This window comes from Rhizobium sp. AN80A, from assembly GCF_030053015.1.
In the GTDB taxonomy this organism is placed as follows: Bacteria; Pseudomonadota; Alphaproteobacteria; order Rhizobiales; family Rhizobiaceae; genus Rhizobium; species Rhizobium metallidurans.
On sequence record NZ_JASJPX010000003.1, the window covers coordinates 204,525 to 227,793 of the forward strand.

Genomic DNA, 23,269 nt, shown 5'->3' on the forward strand with positions numbered 1-23,269 from the left:
TGAATTCGCAGTGACATGAACGTGTCATCCGGCTCCCTCGGGAGCCGGAACGGCGGAGCACATTCCGCGCAATCGAAAAAAGGATGAAGACCGTGCTTATTTCGCAGATCAAGGGTTCGAACGGAGAGATCGTCGTCGCCGTGCGCGAGCCGGGCGGTACCGCGAAAGCCGTCAAGAACGCCGGCAGCGTCTACGCGCTCGCCATGGAAGCCGCGAATGGCGGCAAGTCGCTGGCATCGGTGATCGAGGCGCATGGCCTGGGCGATGCCGTCGATCTCGAGAAGGCTTACGCGGAAGGCCGCTTTCTGCCGCCGATGACGCATCCGGATGCCGCGCACCTGCATCTGACGGGCACCGGCCTGACGCATCTCGGCTCGGCCGCGACGCGTGACAGCATGCACAAGAAGACCTCCGAGGCCGCCGAAGAGACGCTGACGGACTCGATGAAGATGTTCAAGATGGGCCTCGAGAACGGCAAGCCGAAGGCCGGCGAAAAGGGCGTCCAGCCCGAGTGGTTCTACAAGGGCAACGGCCATGGCGCGGCAGCTCCCGGCGCCGCACTCGTCTCCCCGTCCTTCGCGCTCGACGGCGGCGAAGAGCCCGAGATGGCCGGCATCTACGTGATTTCAGAGGACGGCACGCCGTTCCGCATCGGTTTCGCGCTCTCCAACGAGTTTTCCGACCACGTCACCGAGCGCCAGAACTATCTCTACCTCGCGCACTCCAAGCTGCGTCCGGCAAGCTTCGGTCCCGAGATCCGCATCGGTGCGGCGCCGGACGATATCCGCGGTACCTCGCGCATCAAGCGCGGCGATAAGGTGATCTTCGAAAAGCCCTTCCTTTCGGGCGAGGCGAACATGTCGCACACCTTCGCCAACCTCGAATACCACCACTTCAAGTACGGCCTGTTCCGCGCGCCCGGCGACGTGCACGTGCACATGTTCGGCACGGCGACGCTGTCGTTCGCCGAAGGCATCAAGACGGAAGAGGGCGACGTGTTCGAGATCGAGGTCGCCGACTTCGGCCTGCCGCTGCGCAATCCGCTGAAGATCGACGCCGAAGAAGAGATCGTCGTCAAGCAGCTCTGATTTCTCATGGCCCGGCGCATTGGCGGTCGGGCCACTCTTTCATAAGCGGTAAAGGAGGCTTGCAGGGCCCATGACCATTTATCAGAACCTGATCGCCGGCGAATGGATCGGCTCGGACGCAACCAAGAACATCAACCCGTCGGATACGAACGAAGTCGTCGGCCTCTATGCCGATGGTTCGGCGGAAGACACGAAGAACGCGATCGCCGCCGCCAAGTCCGCATTCCCGGCCTGGTCGCGCTCCGGCATCTGGGAACGCCACGTCATCCTGAAGAAGGCCGGCGACGAGATCATGGCCCGCAAGGACGAGCTCGGCGCGCTGCTTGCCCGCGAAGAGGGCAAGACGCTTCCCGAAGCCATCGGCGAGACCATCCGCGCCTCGCAGATCTTCGAATTCTTCGCGGGCGAAGCGCTGCGCCTTGCCGGCGAAACCATCCCCTCGGTGCGTCCGAACATCGGCGTTGAGATCACCCGTGACCCGCTCGGCGTCATCGGCATCATCACGCCCTGGAACTTCCCGATCGCCATCCCGGCCTGGAAGATCGCGCCGGCGCTCTGCTACGGCAACACCATCGTGTTCAAGCCGGCCGAGCTGGTTCCGGCCTGCTCCTGGGCGATCGTCGATATTCTCCACCGTGCCGGCTTGCCGAAGGGCGTCCTGAACCTCGTCATGGGCAAGGGCTCGGTCGTCGGCCAGGCCATGCTCGACAGCCCGGATGTCGCCGGCATCACCTTCACCGGCTCCACCGGCACTGGCAAGCGCGTCGCCGCCGCTTCGCTCGAGCATAACCGCAAGTTCCAGCTGGAAATGGGCGGCAAGAACCCGATGGTCGTCCTCGACGATGCCGACCTCAACGTCGCCGTCGAAGCTGCCGCCAATTCCGGCTTCTTCTCCACCGGCCAGCGCTGCACGGCCTCGTCGCGCCTGATCGTCACCGAGGGCATCCACGACAAGTTCGTGGCGGCGCTGACGGCCAAGCTCGAAACGCTCGTGGTCGACAACGCCATGAAATCGGGTACGCATATCGGCCCCGTGGTCGACGAGAAGCAGCTCAAGACCGACACCGACTATATCGAGATCGGCAAAAAGGAAGGCGCCAAGCTCGCCTTCGGCGGCGAGCTTCTGAAGCGCGACACGCCCGGCTTCTACCTGCAGCCGACGCTGTTTACCGAAGCCACCAACCAGATGCGCATCTCCCGCGAGGAGATCTTCGGTCCGGTCGTCTCGGTCATCCGCGTCAAGGATTACGAAGAGGCGCTGGCGACCGCCAACGACACGCCGTTCGGCCTGTCCTCCGGCATCGCGACGACCAGCCTCAAGCATGCGACGCACTTCAAGCGCAACGCCGAAGCCGGCATGGTGATGGTCAACCTGCCGACGGCGGGTGTCGATTTCCACGTTCCGTTCGGCGGCCGCAAGGGCTCGTCCTACGGTCCGCGCGAGCAGGGCAAGTACGCCGCCGAATTCTACACATCCGTCAAGACCAGCTACACGCTGGCCTGACGTCAAAATAGCGATACGGGCCGTCGCGAGAACGGCTCGGCATCCCTCAGAAGGCAGAAGACAATGTTTAAAAAAGCGGAATGGCCGCGCAAGCTTCGATCGCAGGAATGGTACGGCGGCACCAGCCGTGACGTCATCTATCACCGTGGCTGGATGAAGAACCAGGGTTACCCGCACGACCTGTTCGACGGACGCCCGGTGATCGGCATTCTCAACACCTGGTCGGACATGACGCCGTGCAACGGCCATCTGCGCGAACTGGCGGAGAAGGTGAAGGCGGGCATCTGGGAGGCCGGCGGCTTCCCGATGGAAGTGCCGGTGTTCTCGGCTTCCGAAAACACCTTCCGCCCGACCGCCATGATGTACCGCAACCTCGCGGCACTGGCGATCGAGGAAACCATTCGCGGCCAGCCGATGGACGGCTGCGTGCTGATGGTCGGCTGCGACAAGACCACGCCGTCGCTGATAATGGCGGCCGCCTCCGTCGACCTGCCGTCGATCGTCGTCACCGGCGGCCCGATGCTGAACGGCTACTTCCGTGGCGAGCGCGTCGGTTCCGGCACGCATCTGTGGAAGTTCTCCGAAATGGTGAAGGCCGGCGAGATGACGCAGGCCGAATTCCTCGAGGCCGAGGCCTCGATGAGCCGGTCGTCCGGCACCTGCAACACCATGGGCACCGCGTCCACCATGGCGTCGATGGCCGAAGCGCTCGGCATGGCGCTTTCGGGCAATGCCGCGATCCCCGGTGTCGATAGCCGCCGCAAGGTGATGGCGCAGCTGACCGGCCGCCGCATCGTGCAGATGGTCAAGGACGACCTGAAGCCCTCCGATATCATGACCAAGCAGGCCTTCGAAAACGCCATCCGCACCAATGCGGCGATCGGCGGTTCGACCAATGCCGTCATCCATCTGCTGGCCATGGCCGGCCGTGTCGGCATCGACCTGACGCTCGATGACTGGGACCGTTGCGGCCGCGACGTGCCGACTATCGTCAACCTGATGCCATCGGGCAAGTACCTCATGGAAGAGTTCTTCTATGCCGGCGGCCTGCCTGTTGTCATCAAGCGCCTCGGCGAAGCCGGCCTGCTGCACAAGGACGCGCTGACGGTTTCGGGCGAAACCATGTGGGACGAGGTCAAGGACGTCGTCAACTGGAACGAAGAGGTCATCCTGCCGGCCGAGAAGGCGCTGACGCAGTCGGGCGGCATCGTCGTGCTCCGCGGCAACCTGGCGCCGAAGGGCGCTGTCCTGAAGCCATCCGCCGCTTCGCCGCACCTGCTCACGCATCGCGGCCGCGCCGTGGTGTTCGAGGATATCGACGACTACAAGGCCAAGATCAACGACGACAATCTCGACATCGACGAGACCTGCGTCATGGTCATGAAGAACTGTGGTCCGAAGGGCTATCCCGGCATGGCCGAAGTCGGCAACATGGGTCTGCCTCCGAAGGTTCTGAAGAAGGGCATCACCGACATGGTGCGCATCTCGGATGCCCGCATGTCCGGCACCGCCTATGGCACCGTCGTTCTGCACACCTCGCCGGAAGCCGCCGTCGGCGGTCCGCTCGCCGTCATCAAGAACGGCGACATGATCGAGCTCGACGTGCCGAACCGCCGTCTGCACGTCGATATCTCCGACGAAGAGATGGCGCGCCGCCTGGCCGAGTGGAAGCCGCAGCACGAGCTGCCGACCTCTGGCTACGCCTTCCTGCACCAGAACCACGTCGAAGGTGCCGACACCGGCGCCGACCTCGACTTCCTCAAGGGATGTCGCGGCAGCGCGGTGGGCAAGGACAGCCACTGATCGGTCGTTTCGATCGGGTGAATCGACGAGGAGGCGGGGCGAAAGCTCCGCCTTTTTCGTATCGGGAGGCCGACGTGCACCGGACTGCCCGATCGCGCACTTATAGTTAAAGATTTAATAAAATCGTGCTAGGTTGTGATTGCACTGCAATGACGACGAGGCCAGACATGCGCAAGCCCGCGCCGAAGACCATTCATCACGACGCCGACGGGACCGAGACGGAAGACAATCGCCAGCTGGTGAACCGTCTGCTCGAGAACGCGCAGCGTGAGGTGAGGGGCGAGGTGCAGACCGTTGCCGACGACACGCCCAAGGCGCGTCATTCCGTGCTCGAAATCGCCGTCCTCGTCTGCTTCATCCCCTTCTACTGGCTCTATTCGTTGGCGACCCGCCGCACCGCGGAAGAATACGAAAGCCTCTGATCCCGCCGCCATTTTGGACGCGCCGAAAACAGCGTTGCGCTGGTCAACCGTGATCTCCGCCTTATGTGTCCCGACATAGGCAACGAAGGCGGGAGGAGCGCGCGATGGCCAAGAACACGATCTGCGTATGGTACGACAAGGACGCGGAGGAGGCGGCGCGCTTCTACGCGAAGACGTTTCCCGACAGCTCCGTCGGGGCGATCACGCGGGCGCCGGGCGATTATCCCTCGGGCAAGCAGGGCGAGGTGCTCGTCGTCGAGTTCACCGTCGCCGGCGTTGCCTGCATCGGCCTCAATGGCGGCCCCGTCTTCAAGCACAACGAGGCCTTCTCGTTTCAGATTTCCACCGAGGACCAGGAGGAAACCGACCGCTACTGGAACGCCATCGTCGGTAATGGCGGCAAGGAAAGCGACTGCGGCTGGTGCAAGGACAAATGGGGCGTCTCCTGGCAGATCACGCCGCGCGTGCTGACGGAGGCGATGAACGCCGGCGGCGCCGAGGCCAAGCGCGCATTCGATGCGATGATGGACATGGGCAAGATCGACGTCGCGGCGATCGAGGCTGCCCGCAGGGGCTAGTCCAGGACTTCGCTCATTTCTCCTTCGCACCACTCGTCACCGGGAACGAAATCGGCCGTCCTGCCGTTATCGCCGCGGGAGAACGTTCATTCCAGGAGTGCGGAAATTGATTGTATTGAGCGCGTTCAACATCGACGGCAGCGGCGCTCTGGTGCACGCGTTCGAGCCACGCCGGATGAAGCGCGAGGACACCGCTGTCTATGTCGCCGAAACGATGGTCAATGATTATGCCGGTGTGGTTGTCTGGTGCCGCGAGGCTAATGTCGCGGTTGGAGAAGAGGGGCCGTCGGTCATTCTGTTCCAGTCGGGCAAGGTTCTGGAATTCGATTGATCTGGCAGCCGCACGGTTGCGGCCGCCGATGCTCTTCAGCTCTGCGACTGACTCTGGGATTGCCCCTGGTCCGCGACCTTGACGATCACCTGCAGCTTTTCGCCCGGCGTGCCGATGCGCATGCCTGATACGGGTGAGGCATCCTTGTAGCAAAGACCGCTGGCGATGCGGACATAGCGCTCGTCGGGGCAGATCTTGTTTGCGGGGTCGAAGCCGACCCAGCCGAGACCGGGGATATGGGCTTCCGCCCAGGCATGGGTCGCCGCCTGCTCGATCTTTTCTTCCATCATCAGATAGCCCGAGACATAGCGCGCGGGAACGCCGAGCGCATGGGCGGCGGCGACGAAGATGTGGGCGTGATCCTGGCAGACACCCGTCTTCTTCTCCAGAGCCTGCTCGGCCGTGGTTTCGACGTCGCTGGTGCCGGGCTGGTAGTCTACCGTCTCGTGGATGGTGTTCATCAGCGCATGCATGCGGCCAAGCTCGTTGTCGCCGCTGACGCCCTTGATCAGTTCCTTCACCAGCTTGCCGGGCTTGGTGCGCGGCGTATCGCGCAGGAACAGCCAGAGCGGGCAGAAGCCGGTATGCGGGCCGGTGACACCGTTCAGATCCTCGGTCTCGACCTCGCCCTCGGCGACGATGCGCGTCACCTGCTGCTCGCCTTCCAGCGAGACGAGATTGACGTGGTTGCCGAACTGGTCGTCATACTCGACCTCCGGCTTGGCGCCCTCGACATGCAGCGACCAGTTCAGCACCTTTTGGCCGGGGCCTGATGGCGGGGTCAGCCGCAGGCGCTGCAGCGAGAAGGCGGAGGGTTCGTCGTAGCGGTATTCGGTGACGTGGCTAATCTTCAGTTTCATGTCGCGACCCGCCTATGCGTAGAACCGGTAACCGTCGGAAATTTCCTGTCCGAGCTGGTTGTTGCGTGAGACGAAGTCCTCGAGGAATTCGTGCAGGCCCTGATCCATGATGTCCTTGATCGCCTGCTTCTTCAGCGACTGGCGGATGGCGTCGGCGGTGTCGTGCGCCTTCAGCCGCTCGCCGTAATCGGTGGCGAGGTGGCCGAGTTCGCTGGTGATCTTCTCGTAGCAATAGGCGAGCGAACGCGGCATCTGGCCGTTGAGGATCAGGAAGTCGGCGATGTTGGTGGCGCGGTATTCGCCGTCATAGGCCCAGCTGTAGGAGCGGTGGGCGGAGACAGAGCGCAGGATCGATTCCCACTGGACGTTGTCGATCGAGGTTCCGACGGCGGAAACGGCCGGCAGCAGCACGTAATACTTCACGTCGAGGATGCGGCTGGTGTTGTCGGCGCGCTCGATGAAGGTGCCGATGCGGGCGAAGTTGTAGAGCTCGTTGCGCAGCATCGAGCCGTGCAGCGCGCCGCGGATCAGGCCGGCACGGTGCTTGATGACGTCGATCGCCTGCGGCAGGTCGGCCGGCTTCAGCCGCTTCGACAGGAGCTCCTTGAGCTCGATCCAGAACTCGTTGGTCGCTTCCCAGGTCTCGCGCGTCAGCGCCGTGCGCACCATGCGGGCATTGTTGCGGCCGAAATCGACGCAGGACATCACGCTCGACAGGTTGGTGCGATCGCGCAGCAGGTAGTCGATGGCATCAGGGCCGGTCAGCTTCGAATGGCCCTCGTCATAGGCTTCGCGGACGCCGGCGCTCTGCAGCACGCCGTCCCAATTGTCGTCGCTGCCGCTGCTTCGGGTCAGCGACATGCGGATGCCGGCGTCGATCAGGCGCGCGATATTCTCGGCGCGCTCGAAGTAGCGGAACATCCAGTAGAGGCCGTTTGCGGTTCTTCCGAGCATCAGATCAATCCTCCAATACCCAGGTGTCCTTGGTGCCGCCGCCCTGGCTGGAATTGACCACCAGCGAGCCCTGCTTCAGGGCAACGCGGGTGAGCCCGCCGGGAATGATCTGCACCTTGTCGGAGACGAGCACATAAGGGCGCAGGTCGACGTGGCGGGGCGCGATCCCCTTGTTGACGAGAATGGGGACGGTCGAGAGCGAGAGCGTCGGCTGGGCGATGTAGTTGCTCGGCTTGGCGCGCAGCTTCTCGGCGAAATCGGCGCGCTCCTTCTTCGAGGCGGTCGGGCCGACCAGCATGCCATAGCCGCCGGAGCCGTGCACTTCCTTGACGACGAGCTCTTCCAGGTGCTCCAGCACATATTTCAGGCTGGAGGCCTCCGAACAGCGCCATGTCGGCACGTTTTCGAGAAGCGCCTTGCGGCCGGTGTAGAACTCGACGATCTCCGGCATGTAGGAATAGATCGCCTTGTCGTCGCAGATGCCGGTACCCGGCGCGTTGGCGATGGTGATGTTGCCGGAGCGGTAGACATCCATGATCCCGGGGATGCCGAGGGCGGAATCCGGGCGGAAGGTGAGGGGATCGAGAAAATCGTCGTCGACGCGGCGATAGAGCACGTCGATCGCCTCGTAGCCGCGCGTGGTGCGCATCTTCACCTTGCCGTCGATGACGCGAAGGTCCGAGCCTTCGACCAGCTCGACGCCCATGGTGTCGGCCAGGAAGGAGTGCTCATAATAGGCGGAATTGTAGATGCCTGGCGTCAGGACCGCCACACGCGGCTTGCCCTTGCAGCCGGGAGGGGCGAGCGAGGCGAGCGACTGGCGCAGCAGATAGGGATAATCCTCGACCGGGCGCACCTTGTTCTCGTGGAACAGCTCCGGGAACATGTGCATCATCGTCTCGCGGTTTTCCAGCATGTAGCTGACACCGGACGGCGTGCGGGCATTGTCTTCCAGAACGTAGAACTGGTCCTCGCCGGTGCGCACGATATCGGTGCCGACGATGTGAGTGTAGACGCCGCCGGGCGGGCGGAAGCCGATCATCTCGGGCAGGAAGGCGTCGTTCTTCTCGATCAGCTCGCGCGGAATGCGGCCGGCGCGGATGATCTCCTGCTTGTGATAGATGTCGTCGAGAAAGGCGTTGAGCGCGATGACGCGCTGCTCGATGCCCTGCGCCAGCTTGCGCCATTCGCGGCCGGAGATGACGCGGGGGATGATGTCGAAGGGAATGAGCTTTTCGGAACTGTCGGCGTGGCCATAGACGGCGAAGGTGATGCCGGTCTTGCGGAAGATGTTTTCCGCATCGCGGGATTTGGCGATCAGATGAGCGCGATCCTGATTATTGTACCACTCAAAGTATTTCTCATATGGCTGTCGCGGACTTTCGTCCCCGGTGATCATTTCATCAAATGCCAAAGGTGTGGCTCCCCTTTTTTCTTCATTTGAGTACAACGGACAAAGCAATGCAAGAAGCATGCTCAGTTCGGACGGAAGATTCATAAAATCATGAGTTTCGGCGAAAACAGCCGAAAAACTGAGCATTTTCGGGAAGGTAGCGCCGCGATGTCGAAGGGCAATCGGGTCCTGCCGCTCAAAACATGAGCATGTGATTATTTTCGACGCGCGGCGCGATTCATTTTCGGGCGATGGTGGCCGGCGCTTCAATGAAACTTGAAATAAGCATCAACGCTTCGCCTTTGACCTTGGCAGTCGATCCCGGTTATCCCCGCTGCCTTCGCTCTCGAAAGTGTCAAATGTCGCTCGATCGTCTCGCACCCGCCATCTTCGTTCTCCTGTGGTCCACCGGCTGGGTGGTGGCGAAATACGCGGCCATTCATTCCGAGCCCTTCACCTTTCTCGCCATCCGCTTCGCGCTGTCGGCGCTGGCGTTCCTGGCGCTGTGTCTCGTGCTCAGGGTTCAGTGGCCGGAGAGGGCAGTGATGTGGAGGGCGATCTATTCGGGGCTCTTCCTGCACGGCTTTTATCTCGGCGGCCTGTGGTGGGCGATCGCCAATGGGGTGCCGGCCGGCATCTCCGGCATCATCGCGGCGCTACAGCCGCTTCTGACGGCGATGGCGGCGCCACTGCTGATCGGCGAACGATTGCAGCCGAAGCAGAAGGCCGGGCTGCTGCTCGGCTTCGTCGGCATCGCGATCGCCATCTCGCCGAAGCTGTTCGATCCCGCCAACGCCAATCTCGCGCATGCCATCGTGCCGCTCGCCATCAACCTCTTGGCGATGGCTTCGGTCACCTATGGAACGCTCTACCAGAAGAAGCACCTGCAGGCCGGCAACCTGCCTGCCATCGCGACGCTGCAATATGTCGGCGCGCTCGTCGTCAGCGTCCCCTTGATGCTCGGTTTCGAGCGCATGCAGTTCGACGGGTCGGCAACGGCGATCGCGGCCCTCGTGTGGTCGGTCTTCGGGCTGTCGATGGGCGGGGTGGGGTTGCTGCTTTATCTGATCCGGCGCGGACAGGTGTCGCGCGCGGCATCGCTGATCTACCTGATGCCGCCGACGGTGGCGCTGGAGGCCTTCATCGCCTTCGGCGAACCGCTGACCGTGCCGCTCGTCATCGGCACGATCGTGGTCGTCACCGGCGTCTATCTGACCAACCGGCAGTCGGCCGCGCCGCTGCGCGAGCAGGCGCAGTAAGCTCAGCGAGCAGGCACAATAGAAAACGGCGGGATCTCTCCCGCCGTTTCTTGTTCAAAGGCTTTCAAGGCTTACGCGCGTTCGCGACGCTGGCCGCCATTGCCGCCGCGCGAGGGGCCGCCACGGCGGTTGCCGCCGTTGCCTTCGCGACGTTCACCGCGTTCGCCACCGGCATTCTGCTGCGCGCCACGGTCTTCACCATGCTTGCGGGCCGGACGGCCCTGGCCGTTGCGGGGCGCATTGCGGGCACCGCCGCCGGGCTGGTGACGGTTTGCGTCGCCATGGGCGTGGTTGCCGTGCTGTGGGCGCTGCTGCTTGCGGGCCTGGCCTGCGCCACGGAAATCCGAGGTCGAGGCGAGATCGTTGTCAGGGCCTGCCGTGACCGGCGCGACTTCGCCGCGACGCTGGCCACGGAAATCCTCGTTGCGCTGCGTCTGGCGTTCCGGACGGGGGCGACGCTCGCGGCGCTCCTCGTTGGCGCGGACCTCGTCGCCGGCTTCGGGGCGCGGACGGCGCTCGGGGCGACCGGCGCGGGCGTTGCCACGGCCTTCGCCACCCCTGCCTTCACCATTGCGACCTTCACCGCCACGACCCTGGCCCTGGCCACGATGGCCATTGCCGTTGCCGCGCTTCGGCGCCGCGTTCATGTTGGCCGGGGCTTCGCCAGAGGCAACCGCGATCGAGATGTTCATCAGGCGCTCGATATCGCGCAGCAGACGGGTTTCATCCGGTGCGCAGAAAGCGATCGCGATACCATCGCGGCCGGCACGCGCCGTACGGCCGATGCGGTGGACGTAGGCGTCGGGCACTTCAGGCAGGTCGTAGTTGTAGACGTGGCTGACAGCCGGGATATCGATGCCGCGCGCCGCGACGTCGGTGGCGATCAGCGTCTTGATGTCGCCGTCCTTGAAGGCCTTCAGCGCGCGCTCGCGCTGACCCTGGCTCTTGTTGCCGTGGATCGAGGCGACGGAGTAGCCGACGTGCTCGAGATGCTTCATCAGCTTCTCGGCGCCGTGCTTGGTGCGCAGGAACACGATGGCGCGGCCATCGGGGTTTTCGGAGAGCGACTTCTTGAGAAGATCGGTCTTGTCGTTCTTGCCGTTGACGAAGTGAACATACTGCTCGACCTTGTCGGCAGCCTTGCCCGGAGGCGTCACTTCGACCTTGACCGGATCGGTCAGGAAGTCGGCGGCGAGATCCGCGATCGCCTTCGGCATGGTGGCGGAGAAGAGCATCGTCTGGCGACGCTTCGGCACCATCTTGGAGATCTTGCGCAGATCATGAACGAAGCCGAGGTCGAGCATCTGGTCGGCTTCGTCGAGCACGAGGTAGCGCACGGCGGTCAGGCCGATGGCACGACGGGCGACGAGATCGAGCAGGCGGCCGGGGGTGGCGACCAGGATGTCGGTGCCCTTTTCAAGCTGCAGCTGCTGCTTGTTGATCGACACGCCGCCGACGACGACGTTGATGCGCAGATGCGACTTGCGCAGGAAGTTCTTCAGGTTCTGGGCGATCTGGTTCACCAGTTCGCGGGTCGGCGCCAGGATCAACGTACGGGTGGTACGGTTGTCGGGGCGGCGTTCTTCCGGGATCAGCTTTTCGATCAGCGGCAGGCCGAAAGCGGCCGTCTTGCCGGTGCCGGTCTGGGCGAGGCCGATCAGGTCGCGGCCTTCGAGAAGAAGCGGGATCGCCTTTTCCTGGATGGGGGTCGGCGTTTCGATGCCGAGCTGGAACAGTGTGGCGACGATCGGCTTGGAGACACCAAGCGATTCAAAATTGGTCAAGTCATAACCTTTTCAGGGGCGCCAAAACAATACCGCCGGAACGCGGGTTTGCGGTCCGGTGTTACTCTGGCGTCAAGAACCCCGCGTGAAGTGGGAACTTGTCTTGTTGGAAAAAGCTTTCCAGCGCTTCTGCCGCGTCCCTTGGGATGCGGTCCATTCGAAATGCGCTTTGTCCTTCTTCCTGCATCCTATTTGCTGGCAGGGGCACGCTCACGCGGCGGCCGGAAGGTGAAAGCTGGCCTGCATTTGGTCTAGTTCCGCCGCAAAGTCAAGGGGAGGGCCGCAAAAGGCCGCGCCGGGACTGACCGCGCAGGGTGCGTCGCGGACAAGGCGCACCGCGCGCGGTCGCCGAAGCAGGCCGCCGGTATCAATAAGGGCAGACGCGGACGCGGTAGGCCTCGCCCCATCCGTTGCGCCGCCACTCGAGATGGCAACGGCGGTAGGGCTGGGAATAGTAGCTGCGGTAAACCGGATAGGCGCCGTATGGCCGGTAAGCCCTGTAGGGATATCTATAGGGGTATCCGTAGCGATAGCCGTAGGCATAGGGATAGCCGTAGCCGTCGGGGTAGCCGTATGTGTAGGGGTAGGGACGAAGCGCCTGCGACAGCAGCATGCCGCCGACGAAGCCCGCCGCCGCGCCGCCCCAGATGTAATCGTGGTTCGCCATCGCGGGCGAGGTTAATGTCAGCGTCGCGGTTGTGAGCGTGAGAAGGATAGAGCCGGTTGCCATGCTTTTACGAAGTACGGACATGTTCGCCTCCTGTGACGGACGAGTTCTTCTTGGGGCCACCAGCAGAACATCGGGCCGGTGCTCAAGAAATGGCTGCGATTTTAGCACGATTTCCGGGGTTTTGCTTGACGACGACATGGGGTCAGGAGATGCAACCGGGCATCCGCTCGCTTTAAACTTCTCAATCCGAAGCGTTATTTTTGTTCGGCGGGATCATGGTTAATGCGTTGTTAAACGCCTCTCGGCTATGGTCGATGACGTCGCAATTTGCCTAGTGTTTTCATGGTGGAGCAGGTGTTTTTGGGAGCGAACGGGGACATTCTCGAACTGGCATGCCGCCGGATCGCGGATCTGGACAACCCTGCCTATGTCAAGAACAGCGAACTGCGCTATGTCGCGGTCAACCAGGCCTATGCGGATTTCTTCGGCAAGGAGATTTCCGATTTCATCGGCCGGCGCAGCCGCGAGCTGTTCGACCGGCCGGAAGAGCAGGATCGCGAGGACAAGGAGCGCCGCGCGCTGGTTTTCGGCAGCGAGGAAAGCGCGCTCTGCTTCGACGCCACAGGCGATGCCCATGACCGCGTGCGGATCGAGAGTTTCGCGCTCTCGGAAGAGCGGATCTATGTGCTCGGCATGTTCGAGGAGGCGCGCAAGGCGTCGCGGCCGACATGGCCGGCGACGCGGGCCTCCAGCGCAAACCGTACCGACATCGACTTCCTGCGTGACGTGATCGAAGCGCTTCCGGTCGCCGCCTTCGTGCGCGACGAGGATCATCGGCTCGTCTATGCCAACGCCTCTTACGAACAGCTGACGGGGCTGCCGCGCGCCGAGGCGCTGGGCAAGACCGAGCGCGAGATGTTCGGCACGGCGTCCGGCGACATGGTGAGCCGGGGGCACGTGCAGGCGCTGGCCAAGGGGGAGGCCCGCGATATCGAGAGCCTCGTGCCAGGGGCCAGCGGCGGGGTCTATCCGATCCTCGCGCAGATCAACCGGATCAGTGGCGGCGACGGCCGGCACTATACCGTCGGGTCGTTCTCGGACGTGTCGCTGCTGAAGGAACGCGAGAGCGCGCTCATCGCGGCGCAGGCCCATACCGAAATTCTCCATCGCGACATGGCCAGGGTGCTGAATTCGCTGCCCGTCGGCGTGCTTATCCTGGAGAGCGATCTCACGATCCTCTACGGCAACCAGGCGTTCTACACGATCTCGGACCTGCCCGAGGGATACTTCGACGGCAAGAGCTTCGCCGAGCTCGTCGAATACAATCATATGCTCGGGCGCTATCCGCCCGGCGTGGCCGCCGAGGAGATCCTGGCGCGGCGCACCGATCAGTTCCGCTCGGACCACCCGGCGGCGGCAGAGATCAACTGGGGCGACAGGTTTCTCCTGGTCGACAGCCGCAAGATCTCCACGGACCGCATTCTCCTGACCTACGCCGATGTCTCGGCCGTGCGCCTGCATGAACGGGCAATCCACGCCGCCCGCGAGGAACTCGAGAACCTCGGCGAGCTGATGGGCGACGCGACGCATGCGATGTCGCAGGGGCTGCTCGTGCTGCAGGACGGCGAGATCCTGCTCAGCAACGATGCGCTGGCCGGCATGCTCGACCTTGCCGGCGACCGTGTCGCCGTCGGCCGCGACTGGCGCGAGATGCTGTCGTTCTGCGCCGCCAGGGGCGATTTCCCGGAAGATGCCGGTCACCTGCTCAACGATATCGGCCAGGCGCTTGCCGATGACCAGCCGGCGTCGCATCTGTTTCGCGTGCCCGATGGCCGCTGGGTGCAGATGGACGTCATGGTCAGCGCCCGCCGGCATTGGGTGGTGCTGTTCACCGACATTTCGACGATGAAGATCCGCGAAGGCGATCTGGAGAGCCTGCTCGAGCGCGCCGAAGTCGCCGATCGGGTGAAATCGGAGTTTCTGGCCAATATGAGCCATGAAATCCGCACGCCCATGAACGGCGTGCTCGGCATGGCCGAACTGCTGTCGAAGACCAATCTCGATACGCGCCAGAAGACCTTCGTCGATATCATCACCAAGTCGGGCAATGCGCTGATGACCATCATCAACGACATTCTCGATTTCTCCAAGATCGATTCCGGGCAGATGACCCTGCGCCGCATCACCTTCGATCCGGTCGAGGCCGTCGAGGACGTGGTGACGCTTTTGTCGTCGCTGGCGGCGGAAAAGAGCATCGAGCTTCTGGTCCGCGTCACGCCTGACATGCCGGCCGCCATCATCGGCGATGCCGGGCGCTTCCGCCAGATCGTCACCAATCTGGTAGGCAACGCCGTCAAGTTCACCGAGCGGGGACATGTGCTGGTCGAGCTCGGCTATGTCGCGGGCGCGGCCGACGAGATCATGGCGACGCTGCGCATCGAGGATACCGGCATCGGCATGCCGAAGGACCGGCTCGACCAGATATTCGGCAAGTTCTCGCAGATCGATTCCTCCTCGACGCGGCGTCACGAGGGCACCGGGCTGGGGCTGGCGATCACGGCGGGTCTCGTCGACCTGTTCGGCGGCTACATCGAGGTCGATAGCGCTGTCGGCGAGGGGTCGGTCTTCACCGTCACCCTGCCGTTCACCATCGGCGCCAAGCGGGCGGAGCCAAGGCCGCTGCCCATCAACGTGCGTGGCGCACGCGTGCTTGTCATCGACGACAACGCCGTCAACCGCCAGATCCTGACCGAGCAGCTCACGCAATGGGGCTTCGACGGCGCGGCGGCCGAAGACGGCGTCGAGGGGCTCGCCATTCTCGAGGAAGCCTTCGCGCTCGGTGTTTCCATCGATGCGCTGGTACTCGACTACCAGATCCCCGGCATGAATGGCGCCGATATCGCCCACCTGCTGCGCGCCGACGAACGCTTCGCCGACCTGCCGATCGTCTTCCTGACCTCGATGGATATCTCGGGCACCGAGAAGGAATTCGCGGCGCTGAACGGCCAGGCGCATCTGATGAAGCCGGCACGCGCCAACGTGCTGCGCAACACCATCGTCGATGTCGTGCGCACCAACCGGATCAGGCTGGCGCCGACGCTGCGGCCCGTCATCGAGGCACCGCCGCTCGAGCCCGAGCTTTTGCCGGAACCCCTCAGCGAAAGAGCGCCGCCGTCCTTTATCGACGTGCTCGTCGCCGAGGACAACGAGGTCAACCAGATCGTCTTCACGCAGATCCTGCAGGCGACGGGGCTGAACTTCCTCGTCGTCAAGAACGGCGAGGAGGCTGTCGAGGCCTGGGAGGCCCATACACCGCGCATCATCATGATGGACGTGTCGATGCCCGTGATGAACGGCCACGACGCGGCACGGCGCATCCGCGAGCTCGAGCGCGGGCAGGGGCACCGGGTGCCGATCATCGGCGTCACGGCGCACGCGCTCGACGCCGACCGCGATCTCTGCCTCGACGCCGGCATGGACGACTACATGGCCAAGCCGATCAGCCCGGAGCTGCTGGAAGAGAAGATCGCGCTGTGGCTCGGCAAGGAAGGCCGCGCGAGCGGGGTTTCGCTGAGCTGATCAGGACCCGGGTCCAGCTCTGCGACCGGCCGTTGCTGCTGTTTCGGAGTGCCTAGAGCCTTTCCTGCTTAGATTGAAGCATTCTGCCGGAGCAGGTTTTCGTCAGGGCAAAGGCGATTGGCGAAGGGCATACCCCAGGTACGGTCGAGCCGATCGCCTTTGATCCTGGCGCAAAGATGCCCGGCCCCAGCCGGTTTGCGAAGCAAACCAGCGGGGGTTGGCTGAAACGGGCCGCCTGATCGTCCGGCCGGCTTGGCCGTATGCGTTGGCTACGACGCGCGCCGGCCGGACGACCATCCGACTCCGTTTGAGCCAACAGAATGTTTCAATCTAGCCAGGAAAGGCTCTAGCTCTCGGCGCGCTTGACGCCGCACAGCATTTCGCGCTTGCCGGCGAAGCCAGGACGACGCTCGACCACAAAGCCGGCGGCGCCGAGATTGCGGCGGACGAAGCCGGCGGCGGCGTAGGTCGCGAAGGTGCCGCCCGCGATCGTCTTTTCGCAAACCAGCGTCATCAGTTCCTGTGACCACATATCGGCGTTTCTCGACGGCGCGAAGCCATCCAGATACCAGGCATCGAAACCCGCCTCGGCGGCCGTCACGCCATCGAGCGCCCGGCCGCAGACGACGCTGAGCGTGGTCTGCTCGTCGAGTGTCAACGAGACGGTTCCCTCCGGTACATCCGGCCAGGCCGAGACCAGTGCGATACGCTCGGCGCCGATCTCCGGCCAGTGCGACAGCGCGCGGTCGATCTCGTGTCGCTGCATCGGGTAGAGCTCGAAGGACATGAAGTGCAGTTGCTGGCCTTCCGCGCGCCTCAGCTTCCAGTTCCGGAAGGTCTCGGCGAAGTTCAGGCCGGTGCCGAAGCCGAGCTCGCCGATCAGGAAGTCTCGCGCCCCTGCCCAGCGCTCGGGCAGGCCGTTTCCGGCCAGGAAGACATGGCCGCATTCGAGGCGGCCGTCGGTCTGGCAATAAAAATGGTCGCCAAAGGCCGGCGAATAGGGCATATCGCCGTCGCGCCATTCCAGCGGCCGGTTCGCCATCTCAGCCTGTGCCAAGTTAATCTGATCGGGATCGATGTCTGTCATGTCAACAGCCGATAGTCCGGCCTTGCCCCCGGGTCAATCGTCCACCGATCTGTTGATCGTCGGCGGCGGCATCATGGGTCTCTGGGCGGCGGTTCACGCCGAGCGCATGGGGATCGACGCGGTGCTGATCGATGCTGGATCGTTCGGCGGCGGGGCGAGCGGCGGGTTGCTCGGCGCGCTGATGCCGCACATGCCGGATAAATGGAACCCGAAGAAGCAGTTTCAGTTCGATGCGCTGGTGGCGCTGGAGGCCGAGGTGGCGCGGCTGGAAGACGAGACCGGCCTCACGGCCGGCTATCGCCGCTCGGGTCGCCTGATCCCGCTGCCCAAGCCGCATCTGCGCGATATCGCGCTTGGGCATTCGGCCGATGCCGACAGCCACTGGCATGCAGGCGAGCGTCGCTTCCATTGGCATGTGATCGATACGCCTGATGTATCCGGCTGGCCGGACGCTTCTCAAATGGAGGGCGGCTTCGTGCATGACACGCTGGCCGGCCGGGTGGCGCCGCGATCGCTGACGGCTGTGCTTTCAGCTTTTCTCCGCGGTGCCAGACACGTCCGCATCATCGAGAATTCGGCCGTTCACAGTATCGATGCCGCGCGCGGGGTCGCCGAAACCGATGCCGGGGCGATCGCCTTCGGGCATTGCGTCATCGCGGCCGGCTACCAGTCGTTTTCGCTTCTGGCGCGCGACACGGCAGGGCTGACGCAGCCGCTCGGGCAGCCGGTGAAGGGGCAGTCGGCGCTTTTGAAGGCCGATATCGATCCCGAGCTGCCGACCATCTTTCGCGACGGGCTCTATGTCGTGGCGCACGAGGGCGGGCATGTCGCGATCGGCAGCACCAGCGAGAACCGTTTCGACGCAGCGTTTACGACAGACGGGCAGCTGGATGTGCTGGTCGAGAAGGCGCGGGCGCTGGTGCCCTTGCTGCGCGACGCGCCCGTTGTCGAGCGCTGGGCGGGGCTGCGCCCCAAGGCGATCGACCGCGATCCGATGATCGGCCCGCATCCCGCGCATGAGAGAGTGCTGGCGCTGACCGGGGGCTTCAAGGTCAGCTTCGGCCTCGCGCACCGGCTGGCCGAAGCTGTGGTGCACATGGCCGCTGGCAACGTGGTTCCGTTCCCGGTGCCCGAGAGTTTTCACCTGATCAATCATATTCACGTCGCTTCACGCTAAAGTGCCTCGCGCTCGCTTGAATTTTCTCGTTTCGCTTACGCTTTTCCGTTTTTCGCCGTCTTTATCCTGAAATCGGCGGCCACTTTCGCGAGATATTTCGAAATTCACGTTAAACGTGAATTAGCACTCGCTGTGTTTCGTCAATCTGTCATGCAAATCGCCTATCTGCTTGCAAAACGGCGGCGCGCTTACGAGTCGCGCCTGGTGCCGACGGAGATAATTGCATGCGATACGCCATCTGCTTCACGCCCGCCGCGAATGACCCGCTGTCGCATGCGGCTGCCAATTGGCTAGGCCGAAACGTGTTTTCCGGCGAGATGGTGGAGCCGACGGCCATCCCCGGGCTCAGCCTTCACGAGGTCGCCTTTCACACGGCTGTGCCGCGGCGCTACGGCTTTCATGGCGCGCTGAAGGCACCCTTCCGGCTTGCGGCGGACCAGTCGGAGCCGCAACTATTGCGGGAATTGATGCGTTTCTGTGGCACACTCACGCCGTTTTCGGTTTCGCGGCTCGAGGTCGCGCGCACCGGCAGCATCTTCAGCCTGGTGCCGTCGCTGCCCTGCGACAACGTGCAGTATCTGGCCTCCTCCATCGTGGCGCAGTTCGACCAGTTCCGGGCGCCGCTCAGCGATGCCGATATCGAGCGCAGCGATCCGGATGGGCTTTCGGCGGCGCAGTTCGCCAATCTGCATCGCTGGGGATCCCCCTATGTGATGGACGAGTTCCGCTTCCACATGCCGCTCACCGGTCCGGTCAGCCTGATCGACATGCCGCGCATCGAGCGCTCGCTGCGCAGCGTCTTCGAGCCGGTGCTGGTCGATCCGGTGAAGATTTCGAACGTGGCACTGATGGTCGAGGAGGGCAATGGCGGGCCGTTCAGGGTGCATTCGCTGCATCCGATGGGCAAGGTCAGCGCACGGCGCGAGCGGGTTCCCGTTCCGGCCTAAGCGTTTGTGCGATAAGCGCAAAACGCCGCTGCGCAGTTTCCGTCTCGACATTCGCCCTTGAGGTGTTACCGTTCGCCGACTTTCTGGAAGGTGATTTCATGGTATCCGAGACCTACCCGCGCAATCTCGTCGGCTATGGCCGCAATCCACCCGACCCGAAATGGCCCGGCGGCGCCAATATCGCCGTGCAGTTCGTCATCAACTACGAAGAGGGCGGCGAGAGCTGCGTCCTCGATGGCGACGCGGCGTCCGAAAACCTGCTGTCGGAGATCGTCGGCGCGGCGGCATGGCCCGGCCAGCGCAATCTCAACATGGAATCCATCTACGAATACGGCTCGCGGGCCGGTTTCTGGCGGCTGTGGCGGCTGTTCACCGAGCTCAAGGTGCAGGCGACGGTCTATGGCGTGACGCTCGCCATGGCGCGCAATCCCGAGGCGGTGGCGGCGATGAAGGAAGCCGGCTGGGAAATCGCCAGCCACGGCTACCGCTGGTTGGAATACAAGGATTTCCAGGAGGACCTGGAGCGCAAGCATATTCTGGAAGCCGTGCGGCTGCACACCGAACTAACAGGCGAGCGGCCCTACGGCATGTACCAGGGCAAGCCATCCGACAACACGCTGAGGCTGGTGCAGGAGGAGGGCGGCTTCCTCTACTCGTCGGACAGCTATGCCGACGATCTGCCTTTCTGGGTGAAGGGCATGGACGACAAGCCGTTCCTGATCATTCCGTATACGCTTGAGACCAACGACATGCGCTTCGCCACGCCGCAGGGCTTCAATTCGGGCGACCAGTTCTTCACCTATCTCAAGGATGCCTTCGACACGCTCTATGAAGAGGGCAAGGCGGGCAGCCCGAAGATGATGTCGATCGGCCTGCATTGCCGTCTCGTCGGCCGTCCGGGCCGCGCGGCGGCGCTGAAACGCTTCATGCAATATGTGCTGGAGCACGAGAAGGTGTGGATCCCGCGCCGTATCGAGATCGCCGAGCATTGGCATAAGCACCACAAGCCGGAGACCATCCGATGATCGCACGCGACGAGTTCATTTCCCGCTTCGGCGGCGTGTTCGAGCACTCGCCCTTTATCGCCGAGCGGGCCTTCGACGACGGTTTCGTCGGCGAGACGCTCGATGTCGACCGGGTGCACACCGCGCTGGTGGCCATCTTCCGCGCCGCGAGCCCGGAGGAGCGTCTCGGCGTTCTGCGCGCCCACCCCGACCTCGCCGGCCGCCTGGCGATCGCCGGCGAGCTGACCGAGGACAGCAAAAAGGAACAGGCCGGCGCCGGCCTCGATCGGCTGAGCCCTGAGGAGCACCAGCGCTTCACCGAACTCAACCGCGCCTATGTTGAAAAATTCGGCTTTCCCTTCATCATCGCGGTGAAGGGTCTCGACAAGCAGGCGATCCTTTCGGCCTTCGAAAAGCGCATCGACAACAGCCGCGACGCGGAATTCGAAACGGCGACGGCGCAGGTGGAGCGCATCGCGCTTCTCAGGCTCGAGGCGCTCCTGCCGACACGCTGAGCGACACCACTTTTCTCTTGTCCGTCCGCCGCTTATAGTCGTCGGGAGGGAGTGAAGACGATGAGACCATCCGAGGTGCTGGAGAAGAACAGGCAGGCGATCCGCGAGGCGACCAAGCGCTTCAACGCGGCCAACCCGCGTGTCTTCGGCTCGGTGGCGCGCGGCGAAGATCGGGCGGATAGCGATCTCGATATTCTGGTCGATACGTTGCCGGGGACGTCTCTATTCGATCTCGGTGGATTGCTCGAGGAGTTGAAGGACCTCATGCAGGGGACAGATATTCATCTCATGGTCCCCGGAGATTTTCCTGAAAGAGTGCGCGCGCGCGTTCTCAGCGAGGCCAAGCCGATATGAATTCGGACTGGCTGCGATCCTATCTCGACCAGATGGAACAGGTTTCCCTGGAGATCGGCGATTTCGTGAAGGGAACGTCCAAGGAGGCGTTTCTTCAAGACGTGCTGAAGCAGCGTGCCGTCGGCATGAACCTGCTGATGATCGGCGAGGTCGTCACGCGGCTGTCCGACGAGTTTCCCGATGTCGTCGCGGCCCATCCGGAAGTTCCATGGACCAAGATGCGCGGCATGCGAAACCGGATCGCGCACGGCTATTTCAATATCGACCTTGAGACGGTCTGGGACACGGCGACGAACAATATCCCCGAGTTGATCGATAGCCTCCACATGCTGCGCCACTGGCGCATACAAGGCGAATGACGTGACAGACTTCCTCGATATCCAGCCGCTGACCAAAGCCGCCTTCGCGCCTTTTGGCGAGGTCATCGAAGCCGATCCGGCGACGATGCGCTATATCAACAACGGCACCACGGAGCGGTTTCATGCGCTGGCTGCCGCTGACGTGGTGGGCGAGGGCGCGCGCGTGATCATCAATCTGTTTCGTGGCCAGCCGCGCGATTTTCCCTATCAGGTCGGGATGATGGAGCGGCACCCTCTCGGCAGCCAGAGCTTCTCGCCGATCTTCGGCCGGCCGTTTCTGGTCGTGGTGTCCGAAGATGAGGGTGGAAAGCCCGGACGTCCGCAGGTGTTTCTGGCGCACGGCGATCAGGGCGTGAATTATGGGCGCAATGTCTGGCACCATCCCCTGATGTCGCTCGGCGCGGTCAGCGATTTCCTGGTTGTCGATCGCGACGGGCCGGGCAACAATCTGGAAGAATATTTTTTCGACACTCCCTTTGTCATCAGCGAGCCAATTTCATGACCGGATTGACCACGCACGTCCTCGACACCGCCTCCGGCAAGCCCGCCGAGGGGCTGAAGATCGAGCTCTTCCATATCGAGGCCGAGGTCCGGCGGCATGTGAAGACCGTCGTCACCAATGCCGATGGCCGTGTCGATGGCGGGCCGATCCTTGTTGGAGAGAGTTTCAAGGTCGGGACCTACGAGCTCCTGTTTCATGCCGGCGATTATCTGCGCGGCATTGGTGCCGCGCTGCCGCATCCGGCCTTCCTCGACCTCGTGCCGATCCGCTTCGGCATCGCCGACGAGAGCGCGCATTATCACGTGCCGCTCTTAATCTCGCCCTACGGCTATTCCACCTATCGCGGGAGCTGAGCGATGCGTTTCGCCGCGATCGCCGATGTGCATGGCAACCATCTGGCGCTCGAGGCGGTGCTGGCCGATATCGCCGCGCTTGGGATTTCCGAGATCGTCAATCTCGGCGATTGCCTGAGCGGGCCGCTCGAGGCAGGCAAGGCGGCGGACAGGCTGATGTCGCTCGATGCGCTGACGGTGCGCGGCAATCACGATCGCTACCTGGTCGAGAGCCCCGCCGACGCCATGCCCTCCTGGGAGCAGCATGCCTACGGGCAACTGTCGGCCGCGCATCTCGGCTGGCTGCGGAGCTTGCCGTTCAGCGCCGTCTATCGCGACGAGGTCTATCTCTGCCACGCCACACCCGGGCATGACGAAACCTACTGGCTCGAGATCCGTCTCGCCTGATGGTCATGTCTTCCTGAAGCCTCTCGAAGAGATCGAGGCGCTGGCCGAGGGGATCGAGCAGAAGCTGATCCTCTGCGGCCACAGCCATGTGCCGCGCATGCTTCGTCTCAGCGACGGGCGCCTGATCGTCAATCCCGGCAGCGTCGGCTGCCCCGGCTATAGCGACGACACGCCCTATGAGCACAAGGTCGAGGCCGGACATCCGCTGGCCTGCTACTGCATCATCGAAAAGACCGCGTCCGGCTTCGCGCCGCAGTTCCGGACCGTTGCCTATGACCATATGTCGATGTCGCGGCTGGCGTTGAAAAACGGGCGGCCGGATTGGGCGGGCGCGCTGGCGACGGGGTGGGTGCGTTAAT

The 23,269-nt window shown here is 63.4% G+C and carries 22 protein-coding genes and 1 pseudogene; 17 read left to right on the forward strand and 6 right to left on the reverse strand.

Annotated elements, in window-relative coordinates; all coding sequences use genetic code 11:
- The first annotated feature begins 92 nt into the window (after window positions 1–92).
- From araD1 to P3R82_RS12590, 6 genes are all read left to right on the forward strand, one after another.
- Window positions 93–1,088, forward strand: coding sequence for an AraD1 family protein (araD1, locus tag P3R82_RS12565; protein WP_283196332.1), 996 nt, complete (start codon window positions 93–95; stop codon window positions 1,086–1,088).
- 70 nt (window positions 1,089–1,158) lie between these two features.
- On the forward strand, window positions 1,159–2,592 hold the full coding sequence (locus tag P3R82_RS12570; RefSeq protein ID WP_283194071.1) for an aldehyde dehydrogenase family protein: 1,434 nt from the start codon (window positions 1,159–1,161) through the stop codon (window positions 2,590–2,592).
- Between the two features lie 63 nt (window positions 2,593–2,655).
- The gene (araD, locus tag P3R82_RS12575) at window positions 2,656–4,395 is read left to right on the forward strand and encodes an L-arabinonate dehydratase (RefSeq protein ID WP_183902302.1); all 1,740 of its coding nucleotides are present in this window, start codon (window positions 2,656–2,658) and stop codon (window positions 4,393–4,395) included.
- A 167-nt stretch (window positions 4,396–4,562) separates the two neighbouring features.
- Complete coding sequence (locus tag P3R82_RS12580; protein WP_283194072.1) at window positions 4,563–4,817, forward strand: hypothetical protein; 255 nt, start codon at window positions 4,563–4,565, stop codon at window positions 4,815–4,817.
- Between the two features lie 104 nt (window positions 4,818–4,921).
- Entirely contained in the window at window positions 4,922–5,395 is a 474-nt protein-coding gene (locus P3R82_RS12585; protein ID WP_283194073.1) for a VOC family protein, read from the forward strand.
- Between the two features lie 106 nt (window positions 5,396–5,501).
- Window positions 5,502–5,726: a hypothetical protein gene (locus tag P3R82_RS12590; protein ID WP_283194074.1), complete on the forward strand. Its 225-nt coding sequence runs from the start codon at window positions 5,502–5,504 to the stop codon at window positions 5,724–5,726.
- A gap of 35 nt (window positions 5,727–5,761) precedes the next feature.
- On the opposite strand, the gene P3R82_RS12595 is transcribed toward P3R82_RS12590, so the two are convergent.
- Genes P3R82_RS12595 through P3R82_RS12605 form a run of 3 tightly spaced genes read right to left on the reverse strand, consistent with a single transcriptional unit; the run spans window position 5,762 to window position 8,954 of the window.
- Window positions 5,762–6,586: a transglutaminase family protein gene (locus P3R82_RS12595; RefSeq protein WP_283194075.1), complete on the reverse strand. Its 825-nt coding sequence runs from the start codon at window positions 6,584–6,586 to the stop codon at window positions 5,762–5,764.
- A 12-nt stretch (window positions 6,587–6,598) separates the two neighbouring features.
- A complete protein-coding gene (locus P3R82_RS12600) occupies window positions 6,599–7,540 on the reverse strand; it encodes an alpha-E domain-containing protein (protein ID WP_112943882.1) in 942 nt (313 codons plus the stop codon).
- Window positions 7,541–7,544: 4 nt separating this feature from the next.
- Window positions 7,545–8,954 carry a circularly permuted type 2 ATP-grasp protein gene (locus P3R82_RS12605; RefSeq protein WP_018897244.1) on the reverse strand — a complete coding sequence of 470 codons (1,410 nt, stop codon included), beginning with the start codon at window positions 8,952–8,954 and terminating at the stop codon, window positions 7,545–7,547.
- Between the two features lie 338 nt (window positions 8,955–9,292).
- Between P3R82_RS12605 and P3R82_RS12610 the strand changes: the two genes are divergently transcribed.
- Window positions 9,293–10,192: a DMT family transporter gene (locus tag P3R82_RS12610; RefSeq protein WP_283194076.1), complete on the forward strand. Its 900-nt coding sequence runs from the start codon at window positions 9,293–9,295 to the stop codon at window positions 10,190–10,192.
- Window positions 10,193–10,263: 71 nt separating this feature from the next.
- Here P3R82_RS12610 and P3R82_RS12615 read toward each other — a convergent pair whose 3' ends face one another.
- Both P3R82_RS12615 and P3R82_RS12620 read right to left on the reverse strand, forming a co-directional pair.
- On the reverse strand, window positions 10,264–11,976 hold the full coding sequence (locus P3R82_RS12615) for a DEAD/DEAH box helicase (RefSeq protein WP_283194077.1): 1,713 nt from the start codon (window positions 11,974–11,976) through the stop codon (window positions 10,264–10,266).
- Window positions 11,977–12,343: 367 nt separating this feature from the next.
- A complete protein-coding gene (locus P3R82_RS12620) occupies window positions 12,344–12,727 on the reverse strand; it encodes a hypothetical protein (RefSeq protein ID WP_283194078.1) in 384 nt (127 codons plus the stop codon).
- 279 nt (window positions 12,728–13,006) lie between these two features.
- On the opposite strand from P3R82_RS12620, the gene P3R82_RS12625 reads away from it, so the two are divergent.
- Entirely contained in the window at window positions 13,007–16,225 is a 3,219-nt protein-coding gene (locus tag P3R82_RS12625) for a response regulator (RefSeq protein WP_283196333.1), read from the forward strand.
- A 346-nt stretch (window positions 16,226–16,571) separates the two neighbouring features.
- On the opposite strand, the gene mnmD is transcribed toward P3R82_RS12625, so the two are convergent.
- Window positions 16,572–17,312 (reverse strand): tRNA (5-methylaminomethyl-2-thiouridine)(34)-methyltransferase MnmD, encoded by a 741-nt coding sequence (gene mnmD, locus P3R82_RS12630; RefSeq protein WP_283194079.1) that lies wholly within the window; start codon window positions 17,310–17,312, stop codon window positions 16,572–16,574.
- Here mnmD and P3R82_RS12635 point away from each other — a divergent pair.
- From P3R82_RS12635 to P3R82_RS12675, 9 genes and pseudogenes are all read left to right on the forward strand, one after another.
- Window positions 17,311–18,489 carry an FAD-binding oxidoreductase gene (locus P3R82_RS12635; RefSeq protein WP_283194080.1) on the forward strand — a complete coding sequence of 393 codons (1,179 nt, stop codon included), beginning with the start codon at window positions 17,311–17,313 and terminating at the stop codon, window positions 18,487–18,489. The two genes, mnmD and P3R82_RS12635, sit on opposite strands and share 2 nt — an antisense overlap.
- A 224-nt stretch (window positions 18,490–18,713) precedes the next feature.
- Entirely contained in the window at window positions 18,714–19,436 is a 723-nt protein-coding gene (locus P3R82_RS12640; RefSeq protein WP_183902293.1) for a DUF1045 domain-containing protein, read from the forward strand.
- Window positions 19,437–19,534: 98 nt separating this feature from the next.
- A complete protein-coding gene (gene puuE, locus P3R82_RS12645; RefSeq protein ID WP_283194081.1) occupies window positions 19,535–20,461 on the forward strand; it encodes an allantoinase PuuE in 927 nt (308 codons plus the stop codon).
- On the forward strand, window positions 20,458–20,955 hold the full coding sequence (uraD, locus tag P3R82_RS12650; RefSeq protein WP_283194082.1) for a 2-oxo-4-hydroxy-4-carboxy-5-ureidoimidazoline decarboxylase: 498 nt from the start codon (window positions 20,458–20,460) through the stop codon (window positions 20,953–20,955). Before puuE ends, uraD begins: the two co-directional genes overlap by 4 nt.
- 60 nt (window positions 20,956–21,015) lie before the next feature.
- Window positions 21,016–21,309 (forward strand): nucleotidyltransferase family protein, encoded by a 294-nt coding sequence (locus tag P3R82_RS12655; protein ID WP_283194083.1) that lies wholly within the window; start codon window positions 21,016–21,018, stop codon window positions 21,307–21,309.
- Complete coding sequence (locus P3R82_RS12660; protein WP_283194084.1) at window positions 21,306–21,668, forward strand: DUF86 domain-containing protein; 363 nt, start codon at window positions 21,306–21,308, stop codon at window positions 21,666–21,668. The genes P3R82_RS12655 and P3R82_RS12660 overlap by 4 nt, the downstream gene beginning before the upstream one ends.
- A 1-nt stretch (window position 21,669) precedes the next feature.
- The gene (locus P3R82_RS12665; protein ID WP_283194085.1) at window positions 21,670–22,170 is read left to right on the forward strand and encodes an ureidoglycolate lyase; all 501 of its coding nucleotides are present in this window, start codon (window positions 21,670–21,672) and stop codon (window positions 22,168–22,170) included.
- The gene (gene uraH / locus P3R82_RS12670; RefSeq protein ID WP_183902287.1) at window positions 22,167–22,523 is read left to right on the forward strand and encodes a hydroxyisourate hydrolase; all 357 of its coding nucleotides are present in this window, start codon (window positions 22,167–22,169) and stop codon (window positions 22,521–22,523) included. Before P3R82_RS12665 ends, uraH begins: the two co-directional genes overlap by 4 nt.
- A gap of 3 nt (window positions 22,524–22,526) precedes the next feature.
- Window positions 22,527–23,268: pseudogene (locus P3R82_RS12675) on the forward strand (metallophosphoesterase family protein).
- Window position 23,269 lies beyond the last annotated feature (1 nt).